Source organism: Dokdonia sp. 4H-3-7-5, from assembly GCF_000212355.1.
Lineage (GTDB): Bacteria > Bacteroidota > Bacteroidia > Flavobacteriales > Flavobacteriaceae > Dokdonia.
Window position 1 is genome coordinate 2,238,000 of record NC_015496.1, and the last position, 12,204, is coordinate 2,250,203.

Sequence of the window (12,204 nt, forward strand, 5' to 3'; positions counted from 1 at the left end):
TGGTATAAGCCTAGACAAATAATAATATAAGTGCAAGTACTATTCCTCCTGCTACAAAGAGCATTCCCTTTCTGTAAATAGGGCTTGATGGGATAAACATCCAGAATGAGGATACTACAAAAAAGAGTAAGCTTAGTCCAAAAAAGATATTTAAAAAATATAGTGGATCTCCAGATTTGGCTTTATGGAAATGAGTAAGCTTATCAAGAATGAAGGGCAATTCTTTTTTAGAATACACAACCGCTCCAGTGTTGCTGTTATAAGTTCCTTCTGAAAAATAAAGAACACCACCTTCCTCTTTAGTTACCTTAAGTCTTTTGTTATTTACAGCTTTGGCTAGTGATGGCGCAGAGAGGTTTGGGTCAAGTGTTTTTTCTATGACAACCGTATTCTTAAAAGTATCTGAGTCTCTAAAGATTAAAACAATTCCACTTATCGCATAAACTGCCATGATTCCTGCTAGAAAGAAGCCTAGGTATCTGTGAAGAATACGCATTTTAAGTGAAGTAGATTTTTTACGAGCCATGAATTTTATTTTAGAGGCGCAAGGTATAAAAAACTAAGTTTGAGGAAAAGTAGAAGACCTGTAAAAGATCAAAAATATAGATATCTTCTTATTGTAATGAAAATGAGATAAGACTGGATTTAGTCTGTAGTAGTTTTCATTTTTTCTACATCATTTGCTTTACGTTCTTCTTCTTTTTCTACAAATTTCTTATGTTCGAGATGCGCATAATAATCCTTCTTGCGATTGTAGATACTTTTAATACCATCAGACTTACCATAGAGTGTTACTTCATCATGTGGTAACATTTTAAAATTACCTGATGGAGATCCAAAATATCCTGCTCCCTCACGCTCTACACCTAGCACAGTGATTCCTTCTTCTCGTAAGTCTAATTCTTGTAATGTGCGATTGCACATCCAGCCATCTGTATCTACGGTAGCTTTTATAATTTTAAAATTGTCTTTTAGGTGTAATACAGCAGCATAGTCTTGAACCTCTAAGTCTGTATATTTTTTGAGCATTCTATTAATCACTTTGGATAAGCCGTGATTAACCCATTTACTGCGTATTCCAAACCATAACACTAGAATACCGCCCACAATGATTAAAAACCCATAAAATCGAGAAGCATTAGATTCTGGTAATACGAAGGTGAGGATCAATGATGACATCGCCGTAACAATACCTGCATTACCTATGAGCATTAAGTTGTAAATAATCTTACGGCGTACAGGATGATTCATGATATTTTCAGTTTCTGCTGTACTCAAGCCTGCACCAGTGTAAGCAGATCGTGATTGAAACTTGGCACTTTCTTCAGAAAGACCAGTATGGACTAGTGCGATAGTAGAAATCTTAGTAATCAACACAGAGATGGTGATGATAAGGAATAGGGAAACAGCTGCAATCATATGTGGTAATTCTAGGAGCTACAAAGCTAGTTATTTATTGCAATCATCTTATAAAAACATGTGGTCAAGCAAGCACTATTTATGACAGACTATTAAGGTAAAAGGCAATGATAAGACCTAGAGCAGTTGCGAGTCCAATCCAGTATTTGTCTTCTTTAAAAGCTTTTGGAAAAACTTCAATAGCAAGTGAAGCTACGACAGCACCACCGGCAAAACACCGTATATTGTTTAGGATATCTTTAGAAACGTTTTCTAGAAAGAAGTAACCTACTAGCGCTGCGGCAGAAAGCAATATCGCAGTCCCTGTCCATAGTATGAGGATTGATCTTTTAGACCTTCCGTCGTCTTTCATTTCTTTTGCTCCTCCTGCAGCTTCGGGAAGATTAGACAGTAGTATCGATCCAGAAAGAGCGGCTACAGCCAGTGGATCTGCCGTGATGAGTGCTACGCCAAGTGCTAAGTTTTCTGGAAGCCCGTCTAAGGTTATGGCTGCTAGAAGACCTGCACCACCGCTTTTTGAACTCCATTTTTCTTTTACATAAAAATCTAAGCCTGTAAATACCAAAGCTCCTATAAAAACAAACAAGAGCGGTAGCAATACATCACCATCCTCCATAGCTGGTTCTATAAGCTCTAACACTGCAGATACTATGAGTGCTCCTCCAGCAAGTGCAATGAGAAATCCTTCTGTATTTTTCGATAGTTTGCCATACAAACCCCACAGTGCGCCAGCAATGAGTGACATAGAAACAACAAAAACAACAAGGATAGTAATAAGCATGATGAAAAAGATATTTTGGCTCTAAGCCAATAAAAAATATTATATATATAGGCAACAGTGATATTGTTAAGCGGCCTTGTTTGTTCGCTTAAAATAATCAATCACGTGAAGGCTCGTAAGTCCGTGAATAAGAATACTAAAGAGAATCACGTAACTCACAATACCAAATAGCTCGTCATACTCTGTAAAATTACCGTGTATCAAAGCATAACTTAGGTAAAAGAAACTCCCTATACCGCGTATCCCGAAGAAACTAATTGCCCATTTTTTTGCCTTTGAAAAGTTTGTGGTAAGCATGGCGAGATACCCAAAAATAGGTCGCAATACTAGTACAATAACTAGACTCGCTATGATACCGTCTACATCTGTATATGATAATATACCTGAAACCAAAGCACCACCAAAAAAGATGGTCCACAGTGCGACGAGTAATTTTTCTGTCTCCTCTGCAAAGTGCAGCATAGAAGTATTTATATTATCCTCTGTAGATTTTCGGCAGTGATATTGCATAAATACACCAGTAGCAAACACACTTAAAAAACCGTAAGTACTCAGTATTTCCCCTAGACCGTAAGAGAAGAAAGTGAGCGCGACCGCAATAAAGCCATTGAGTATATATTTTTGATGTTCTTTGCTATGATACTGTACCACCCAGCTATATATAAAGCCTATTATGGCGCCAACTAAAAGACCACCTATAATTTTAAATAAAACATAGTAGCTTATAAAATTCATCCAGTCTATTTCTTGAAAACTGCTAGCTTCACTCCATAAAATAGCTAGAAAAACAAATGGAAAAGCAAGTCCATCATTTATGCCAGCCTCTGCGGTAAGTGTGTAACGTAAACCTGTATTTCTCTCTTTTAAATCTTGATGTTCTTCTAGTTGTAACTCACTAGCAAGCACGGGATCTGTAGGCGCAAGCACTGCTGCGAGTAATAAAGAAACGGGACCATTAAGTCCTAGTAAGAAATGAGCAATAGCAAAAATGGCAATCATGCATAGCGGCATTGTAATCGCGACCAGTGATAACGGTTTTTTCCAGTCACTCCATTTATAACTCGTGCCTATTTTGAGCCCAGCTGTCATAAGACTTATGATCACAATAACTTCGCTTACTATCTTACCTATTTCTAACTCCCATAGCGGATCTGGCCAAGGAAGAGGTGCGCCCGCAAAAAATAATATCATACCTAATAGTAGTAGTGGTATGATATAAGTGATTTTTATTTTTTTTGAATACACGGGAATGAACGCCATAAGTGAGATGGCAAAACCTGTGCATGCTAGCGCAACAAAATAAGGAGGGGTTTCTACGATTAACGCCATAAGGCTAGTTGTTTTTATTATTTACTCTAGTTCTTTCCTCAAGAACCGCAGGAGAAGGTATAGGTGCCAGTCTATGTTTTTCAATCTCCTTTTCGTTTACATTTATTTTTATCTGGAGTTCTTTGATTTCAATAGCTAGGTGCTCTTGATATGCGTTTATCACTTCTTCTTTTGTTTTATAAACCTTTCCTTGATGTCCTTCTATTCTCAAAAAATCATGTTCATCTATAGAGATTTTAGAAGCAAAATGTTGCTTTATCTCCTTTAAACTATTCAGAATAAATTGCCTTTCTAGTTGGTCTACGGTAGTATCGCAATCATTACATGGAGCATTCAATACCCGTGTTGAACAATATTGATTTTCAAAATAATCAAGCACATTATTGAGCTTCTCAGATGGTTGAGCGACGGCTTCTGTAGATATCTTAAATGAAACCCCAGGATTTTTTGTTTTCTCACGCTGAGAAAAAGCTGTGGTTGCGATACATAGTACTAAGAACGTAGTTGTTATTTTCATAATAATGCAATAGTTAAATGAGTGCTTATAGAATATCAAGTACGTTCAAGAAGCATATAATATGGAAAGAAGATACTACTTTTCTGTTTTATCGTTCGTTTTTTTTAATAAGCAGATTGCGTGATAGCTAATATTTAAGAAGTGGTCAGTGCGTCACGGCAGTTAGTTTTGCTCTATTTCGGTTTCAATAGTGATATCAAATGTTGCACCTGGCGCAAGCGTTTTATAAGAACCTTTTTTAGTGATATCGATACTTTCATCTTCACTGTCTGGAAGTCCTATCCACGGTTCAATACACACATAATCTGCAGCGGGTTTTGACCATAAAGCAAGGTTAGGATAATCCTTAAAGCGCACGATGACTCCTTTCTTTTCATCTTTTTTACGCAGTCGTACCCAGTCATAATTAATGTCTGTAAAGATGAGGGCATCTTCATTGAAAAGCCTTTCTGAGAGTGGTAAGAGTCCGCCATTAGTTTTGATAGCTCGTTTTTCAGGAGATAATAACCCACTATCTCCTAGCGTGCGCGAGGTAAGATCTAGCGTCTCTGGAAATTCAATCACATAATTAGATAGTGCAGTATGCTCATCAAGTGGGCAAGCATAAGCAGTGTGACCACCACAGGCAAAATGCATAGGCACGGTATCATTATTTGTAACCGTATAGGTCATTAATAATCGATACTCAACAAGGGTAAAGCTTACGCGAAAATGGAACGTATATGGATACTGTCGTAATGTTTCATTATAACTTGTGAGCGTAAAAGAACAACTAGACGCGTCGTGCTGCTGAAAATCAAGCTGCTCATTATTTCTTATAATTCCATGCTTAGTCATAGCATAGTCTTCGCCATTAAAAACAATCTTATTCTCCTTAATATTACCAATAGCAGGAAACAACACTGGCGAACTACTTCCCCACACAGAAGGATCTATCTGCCAAATATATTCTTCACCAGTCTCCTTATTAATTAAGGAACGTATTTCTGCCCCTTTTGAAGTAATGGTACAGATGAGGTTTTCGTTGTGGATGGTGTGGAGCATGGTTACATTTTTTGTGTTGGATTGTCTATATGTGCATCATCATGATTTTTTACTTCCCAAATTAAGACAATAGCCACGATTAGATATCTAAATATAGGAGCTAATGCCAGGTTTGCTAGAAGTTGTAAGTTTTCTTTTTTTAGCTCATAGTAGTAGTCAAACTCAGTTGGAAAAGTACTAATCAAAAAACCAGTTCCATAGAAGGATGATAGAAATTGTAATAGCATAATTATAAAAAATATTGAAATCAAACTAAACAAACATTTCTTACTATTTATGATAATGGATGATTTGATATACTTCGCACATACTACTATAGCGATTGTAAAAATAACAGTACCCGTTATTTCAGGCATCCATAAAGAGCTTATCGAATTAGAATTGTAAATTATTAGAAATTGTTCTAGCACATACTTGATTAAGTGAGTGAATTCTAAAATTGAGAGTAAACTAAATGCTCCTATTCCTAAGAGGCTTATGAGTGTATGTTTATTTATTTTCAAGGTAGTGTTTTTATAAATCTACGTGCTTTCTTTAGGATTTCAACTTTTATTTACAATTTAAATCGGTTGTATCCTCTGTTTATGTGAATGGAGTAGGTGTTGGAGGAATCAAGTTTTCGCGAAAGCGTAAAATTTTAAGATATAATTAGCATTTATACTACAAGACACCTTAACATAAATTCTGATATTATACTGCTTTTAATAATTAAATGTTAAAAACGCAATAAAACAAACAATTCAATAAAACCTAAGACCTTATGAAAAGACGAAATTTTGTCCAACTCGCTGGTATGGGAGCAGGTGCCTTAATGGTGCCATCGATGATGCTGGGAAATAATATCCCAACAGAAGCACTGCTCGAACCAGGAATGGACGTACTGCTTAAAAAACAAATGGCAGATGTCGCCCTTAATACGGCAAAAGGTTTAGGTGCTTCATATGCAGATGCTAGAATAGGGAGATACCTAAACCAGTTTGTGCGCACACGTGAAGATAAAGTGCAAGGCGTTGTAAATACCGAATCTTTTGGGATAGGGATACGCGTGATTGCAAATGGTACTTGGGGTTTTGCATCTACTAATGATGTAACGCCAGATGGTATCCAGAAGGCAACAGAACAAGCTGTAGCAATTGCTAAGGCTAACTCAAAATTCCAAACCAACCCAGTAGTGCTAGCTCCAGAAGCTTCTTACGGTGAGGTGAGCTGGAAAACGCCTATTAAAAAAGACTTTAAAGAAGTACCTGTATCTGAGAAGGTAGAGCTGTTGCTTACGGCAAATGCTGCTGCGCAGTCTAATGGTGCAAACTTTGTAAACTCTGCGCTCTTTATGGTAAATGAGCAAAAGTATTTTGCCTCTACCGAAGGTTCATATATTGATCAAGATGTGCACCGTATCTGGCCTACATTTGGCGTGACGGCTGTAGGTGGTGGTAAGTTTAAAACCCGCCAGGCTATGAGTGCTCCTATGGGACTTGGGTATGAATACCTAGATGGTCTTGAGTCAGAAAAACTTGAAGGTCCGCAAGGATTGAAGTTATATAGAAATAGCTACGATATTATAGAAGATGCTGCCATGGCTGCAAAGCAGGCTAAAGAAATGCTTACTGCAAAGTCTGTAGATGCTGGAAAATATGATCTTGTACTAGAGCCTAATCACTTAGGTCTTACCATTCACGAGTCTGTAGGTCACCCTACGGAGCTTGATCGTGTACTTGGGTATGAGGCAAACTATGCAGGAACAAGTTTTGCAACCATAGATAAGTGGAAGTCTAAAAACTTTAAATATGGTAGTGACCTGGTAAACATTGTAGCAGATAAGCAACAAGTGGGATCACTAGGAGCTGTAGGCTGGGATGATGAAGGTGTAAAAACCAAGCAATGGGATATCATACGTAATGGTGTGCTGGTAAATTACCAAGCAATACGTGACCAAGTACAAATGATAGATCAGAACGAATCTCATGGATGTTGTTATGCGCAAAGTTGGAATGATGTACAGTTCCAGCGTATGCCTAACATCTCACTAGAGCCAGGTAAAGAGCCGTATTCTATTAATGATATGATTAAAGATGTAGAAAAAGGAATCTACATTGCAGGTCGTGGATCTTATTCTATAGACCAGCAGCGATATAACTTCCAGTTTGGAGGTACGATGTATTACGAGATTAAGGATGGAAAAATAGTTGGGATGCTTAATGATGTAGCATACCAATCTAATACACAAGAGTTCTGGAATTCTTGTGCAAAAATATGTGATCAGAGTGACTACCGTCTCTTTGGATCATTCTTCGACGGGAAAGGGCAACCTTCACAAGTGAGCGCAGTATCACATGGAAGTGCCACGACACGATTTAATGATATTAATGTGATCAACACGGGTCGTAACGTTTAATCGTCAATTTTTAAAGAAGAAACACAATGGGAATATTTTCAAAAGAAGAGGCAAAAAAAGTAATGGAGAAAGCAATGAGCTTCTCTACTGCAGATGCCTGCGTTATAAATTTAGGCGGTAGCGAGAGTGGTAACATACGTTATGCACGTAACTCTGTTTCTACATCAGGACACCAGTCTAACCAAAGTCTTGCGGTCACTGCAAGTTTTGGTAAAAAATCAGGTACAGCAACCATAGACGAGTTTGATGATGCGTCACTTGAAAAAGTGGTAAAACGTGCAGAAGAACTTGCAAAGCTTGCTCCAGAAAACCCTGAGTTTATGCAGCCACTAGGGCCGCAAACGTATGACGAGTCTAAAACGTACGTAGAAGCTACGGCAAATATGACTCCGGAGTATAGAGCACAAGTAGCAGAGAGCAGCATACAACCTGCCAAAGAAAATGATGTAACCGCAGCTGGTTTTCTAGATGGTGGTGCGGGCTTTAGCGCGATGATGAATTCTAACGGATTGTTTGCTTATAACAAGTCGACTAACGTTGAGTTTACAGTAACCATGCGATCTAACGATGGTACGGGTTCTGGATGGGTTACAAGAGATTTTAATGATGTGTCAAAATTTGACGCAGCAGAAGCTTCAAAAGTTGCTATTGATAAGGCAGTAATGTCTCGCGAGGCAAAAGCAATCGAGCCAGGTAAGTACACCGTGATTCTTGAGCCATCTGCTGGATTGGGACTACTAGAAGGCTTAGGTCGTTCTATAAGTGCACGATCTGCAGATGAGGGAAGAAGCTTTATGTCTAAAGAAGGTGGAGGCACTAAGATGGGTGTCAAAATTGTAGATGAGCGTGTAAACCTATGGTCAGACCCTCTTAATGAAGAAGTGCCAGCAGGTACTTGGAATGGAGAAGGGCAGCCGCTTAAAAAGACAAGCTGGATAGAAAACGGAGTGGTAAAAAACCTTGCGTATGATCGTTTCTGGGCACAAGAAAAAGGTGTAGAGCCAGTCCCTTTTCCTAGTAATTTTATCATGGGCGGTGGTGACGCATCTCTTGAAGATCTCATCAAGTCTACAAAGAAAGGAATCCTCGTTACCAGATTATGGTACATACGTTCTGTAGATCCTCAAACATTACTGTACACAGGTCTTACCCGCGACGGAACTTTTTACATTGAGAACGGAAAAATCAAGTATCCTGTAAAGAACTTCCGCTTTAATGAGAGTCCTATTATTATGCTTAATAATCTAGAAACTCTTGGCAAGCAAGTACGCGTTGATGGTAGTTTAATCCCGTATATGAAAATACGTGACTTTACTTTTACCAGTCTTTCAGATGCTGTATAAAAACGTATAAATTATATAAGACTGGTTATCACAAAAGTGGTAGCCAGTTTTTATTTTAGGTTCGCTTTCGCGAAAGCGTGAGTGGAATGAAACAATGTCAATAAATCATGAAATTTAATACTACGATACCTAAAAAGTTATCTCCATTTTATGAAGATGAACTTAGAGCTTATATCAAAGCTTATCGTGCAGGTGATTTACAGCTTGCTTGGAACCATCTTGAACGCGCACATATTATTGGACAACGTTATCCTTATAATCATACATACGTTCACTGGAAAATGTTGCAATTTGGTGTACGTATAAAAAGTTCTAAAGAAGTGATAGGCCAAATTCCACGTTTAGTAGTAGGCGGTGTAAAATCATTTGTTGGGAAGATACCGGTAGGTAATCCTGGCGGAGCCAATGTTGCTCCATTACAAGCATTTCCTATAGATGTGGAGCTACAAAATATATTCAAAAAAGCTGGAGTAAGCGTTTTGTAAAAGATGAATAGTAACTTATAATGAATAACAAATTCTTCTTTACGCGCTTACAATACGAATCTGGAGACTGGGACGTAGATCAGCGTATGCCTTCTAATTTGCTTAACTCACTGGTAGAGTATACTACCCTTGCGGTAGATACTAAGGAGAACATTATCTCACTAGCGAGTGATGAGATTTTTAAATGTCCGTTTTGTTACATCTCAGGACATAAGCTCGTACAGTTTACAAAGAAGGAAAAAGAGAATTTTAAAAAATATATAGAAAACGGAGGTTTCGTTTTTGCAGATGACTGTAACCACGACATCGACGGGTTATTTGCCAAATCATTTGAGCGCCAGATGGAAGAGATTTTTGGTCAAGATGCACTCAAAAAAATACCTAACGACCACGAGATCTATAACGTCTTCTTTGAATTTGAAGACGGTCCACCTACCACAAGTCAAGAACTAAACGGCTGGGGAGATGACCTCGTACATGAATACCTAAAAGCCATTGAGGTTAACGGAAGAATAGGAGTCCTCTATAGCAACAAAGATTACGGCTGCGAGTGGGATTACGATTTCAGAAACAAACGTTGGTATAAAATTGATAACACAAAATTTGGAGTGAATATCGTGATGTATGCATTAACATCATAAATCGCCAACATCTCCCTGACTCCCTCTTCAAAGAGGGGCACTATTGGGAGAAGAGTTTGCTTTTGCTTTGCAAAAAGCAACTTAAAAAGTTCCCATCTTCGAAGAGGGGCTAGGGGAGATGTTTTGCAGGGGAAGCTAGGAGTAAGAGAATGATGTTTCTCGAACATCTCCCTAACTCCCTCTTCAAAGAGGGACACTGTTGCGAAGAAATGTTGTTTTTGTTTCGCAAAAAGCAACATGAAATTTCCCCTCTTCGAAGATGGGCTAGGGGAGATGTTTTGCAGGAGAAGCTAAGAAGAAAAAGAGATTTAATAAGGTAACACTATGAATAACACACTAACCGAATTACAACAAGAAGTAACCACGTTAACTGGAAAGCTAAAGGATCTTAAGAAAGAGATTGCAAAGGTGATTATAGGTCAGGAGGAAACGGTGGAGCAATTGCTTATTACCTTTCTTGCTGGTGGTCATGCATTGCTTGAAGGAGTTCCGGGGCTTGCAAAAACCTTGATGATTCGCACCTTGTCGCAGGCAATAGACTTGGATTTTAAACGTATCCAATTTACCCCAGATTTAATGCCTTCAGATATAATTGGAACAGAGATTCTGGAAGAAGATCAGGCTACGGGTAAAAAGTTTTTCGAATTCAAGAAGGGGCCTATTTTTGCAAATATCATCCTAGCAGATGAGATTAATCGTACCCCACCAAAAACACAAGCTGCATTACTGGAAGCGATGCAAGAATTTGAGGTGACCTATTCGGGTAAAACCTATAGTCTTGAGCGTCCATTTTTTATTCTGGCAACTCAAAATCCTATTGAGCAGTCGGGTACATTTCCATTACCAGAGGCGCAACAAGATCGTTTTTTGTTCTATATCAAAATAGGATACCCTACAGCAGCTGAGGAAACTCATATTTTAAAAAGTACTACGAGTGGTGTTAAGCAGGCAGTACATCCTGTGCTCACGGGAGCAGATATTTTACGATTGCAGCAACTTGTAAGAGAGGTGCCTATAAGCGATAATCTCATCGATTTTGTAAGTACGATAGTACGTGCAACGAGACCAGAAACTACCACAAATGACTATGTAAAACAATGGGTAGGCTGGGGCGCAGGCCCAAGAGCAGGGCAGGCAATGATTCTTACTGCAAAGGCGAGAGCGCTCTCACAAGGGAGAATGGCAGTAACGCTAGATGATATTAAAAATGTGGCCTTACCAGTATTGCGTCATAGAGTGATTGTCAACTTCAAGGCAGAGGCAGAAGGGATTACATCAGACCAAGTAACCACTCACTTACTTAAAGAAATAGACTTAGCTTAATAACCACAATAATAGCAGCAAAGAATACTATGTCAAAAGACGATTATAAATCGCTACTTAAACACGAAGTGATAAACAGAGTTTCTGGATTATCACTTATTTCGCGCGTTATCGTAGACGGTTATTTGTCTGGACTCAATAAAAGTAGGCGAGTAGGGGCTGGGTTAGAATTTAGTCAATATCGAGGCTATGAACCTGGTGATGATCTCAGGTTACTAGACTGGAAAATGCTTGCGCGTTCTGGTAGATATTACATCAAGCAGTCAGAGATAGATACACATATTTCTGTGAGATTTATAGTAGATGCAAGTTTGTCTATGCTTCATAAGGAAGGTGATATTTCAAAAATGGAGTATGCAAATGTACTCGTGGCAAGTCTTGCACACCTCGCACAAACGCAAGGAGATGCGGTAGGTTTGCTTACGGTAAACAATCAAAAGTTAGAAGCATTGCAGCCGGCTATTGGGAAGCAGCATTTTAATAGATTCTTGTACCAATTATTACAATTAAAAAATCAAGGCTCTTGGCCTATGCAGTTGGCAAGTGAGAAGCTCCATAATCGTAGTCATAAGGAGCTCATATTTTTTATCACAGATTTGTATGAAAATGATGAGGAAATTATAACAATGATTAAGCAGCTTAAAACAGCCAGAAACGAAGTTGCAGTGTTGCATTTGCTGGGCAAGAGCGAACTAGAATTTGATTACAAAGGACAAGTGATTTTTGAAGATCTTGAATCTGGTGCTAAGGTGAAGGTAAACGCAAAGGATGCAAAAACTACTTATTTACAAGCGCTAGAGCAATCTATGAAAACTACTAAGGAAGCGTTACTTGCTAGCGGTATAGACTATGAGTTATTTTCACTAGAAGACCATATTGGCGAAGCATTGCACTTATTTCTTAAAAAACGTAGCAGTATTTTTTGAT

At 38.4% G+C, this 12,204-nt stretch carries 13 protein-coding genes; 6 read left to right on the forward strand and 7 right to left on the reverse strand.

The window, feature by feature from the left end; genetic code table 11:
• Window positions 1-10: 10 nt before the first annotated feature.
• The 7 genes from KRODI_RS09950 to KRODI_RS09980 all read right to left on the reverse strand — a co-directional run bounded on the left by KRODI_RS09950 (window position 11) and on the right by KRODI_RS09980 (window position 5,446).
• Entirely contained in the window at window positions 11-526 is a 516-nt protein-coding gene (locus tag KRODI_RS09950; protein WP_013751478.1) for a PepSY domain-containing protein, read from the reverse strand.
• 119 nt (window positions 527-645) lie between these two features.
• A complete protein-coding gene (locus KRODI_RS09955; protein ID WP_013751479.1) occupies window positions 646-1,419 on the reverse strand; it encodes a TrkA C-terminal domain-containing protein in 774 nt (257 codons plus the stop codon).
• A 79-nt stretch (window positions 1,420-1,498) separates the two neighbouring features.
• Window positions 1,499-2,200: a ZIP family metal transporter gene (locus KRODI_RS09960; RefSeq protein WP_013751480.1), complete on the reverse strand. Its 702-nt coding sequence runs from the start codon at window positions 2,198-2,200 to the stop codon at window positions 1,499-1,501.
• 66 nt (window positions 2,201-2,266) lie between these two features.
• Complete coding sequence (locus tag KRODI_RS09965) at window positions 2,267-3,529, reverse strand: cation:proton antiporter (protein ID WP_013751481.1); 1,263 nt, start codon at window positions 3,527-3,529, stop codon at window positions 2,267-2,269.
• A gap of 4 nt (window positions 3,530-3,533) precedes the next feature.
• The gene (locus tag KRODI_RS09970; RefSeq protein WP_013751482.1) at window positions 3,534-4,046 is read right to left on the reverse strand and encodes a hypothetical protein; all 513 of its coding nucleotides are present in this window, start codon (window positions 4,044-4,046) and stop codon (window positions 3,534-3,536) included.
• A gap of 162 nt (window positions 4,047-4,208) precedes the next feature.
• The gene (locus tag KRODI_RS09975) at window positions 4,209-5,090 is read right to left on the reverse strand and encodes an aldose 1-epimerase family protein (protein ID WP_013751483.1); all 882 of its coding nucleotides are present in this window, start codon (window positions 5,088-5,090) and stop codon (window positions 4,209-4,211) included.
• Window positions 5,091-5,092: 2 nt separating this feature from the next.
• Complete coding sequence (locus KRODI_RS09980; RefSeq protein ID WP_144784771.1) at window positions 5,093-5,446, reverse strand: hypothetical protein; 354 nt, start codon at window positions 5,444-5,446, stop codon at window positions 5,093-5,095.
• 404 nt (window positions 5,447-5,850) lie between these two features.
• On the opposite strand from KRODI_RS09980, the gene KRODI_RS09985 reads away from it, so the two are divergent.
• The 6 genes from KRODI_RS09985 to KRODI_RS10010 all read left to right on the forward strand — a co-directional run bounded on the left by KRODI_RS09985 (window position 5,851) and on the right by KRODI_RS10010 (window position 12,203).
• The gene (locus tag KRODI_RS09985) at window positions 5,851-7,485 is read left to right on the forward strand and encodes a TldD/PmbA family protein (protein ID WP_013751485.1); all 1,635 of its coding nucleotides are present in this window, start codon (window positions 5,851-5,853) and stop codon (window positions 7,483-7,485) included.
• A 26-nt stretch (window positions 7,486-7,511) separates the two neighbouring features.
• Window positions 7,512-8,828, forward strand: a complete 1,317-nt coding sequence (locus KRODI_RS09990) for a TldD/PmbA family protein (RefSeq protein ID WP_013751486.1) — start codon at window positions 7,512-7,514, stop codon at window positions 8,826-8,828.
• 107 nt (window positions 8,829-8,935) lie between these two features.
• Entirely contained in the window at window positions 8,936-9,313 is a 378-nt protein-coding gene (locus KRODI_RS09995) for a DUF3703 domain-containing protein (protein WP_013751487.1), read from the forward strand.
• A 20-nt stretch (window positions 9,314-9,333) separates the two neighbouring features.
• Complete coding sequence (locus KRODI_RS10000; RefSeq protein ID WP_013751488.1) at window positions 9,334-9,954, forward strand: DUF4159 domain-containing protein; 621 nt, start codon at window positions 9,334-9,336, stop codon at window positions 9,952-9,954.
• Window positions 9,955-10,278: 324 nt separating this feature from the next.
• On the forward strand, window positions 10,279-11,277 hold the full coding sequence (locus KRODI_RS10005; RefSeq protein ID WP_013751489.1) for an AAA family ATPase: 999 nt from the start codon (window positions 10,279-10,281) through the stop codon (window positions 11,275-11,277).
• A 29-nt stretch (window positions 11,278-11,306) separates the two neighbouring features.
• A complete protein-coding gene (locus KRODI_RS10010) occupies window positions 11,307-12,203 on the forward strand; it encodes a DUF58 domain-containing protein (RefSeq protein ID WP_013751490.1) in 897 nt (298 codons plus the stop codon).
• Window position 12,204 lies beyond the last annotated feature (1 nt).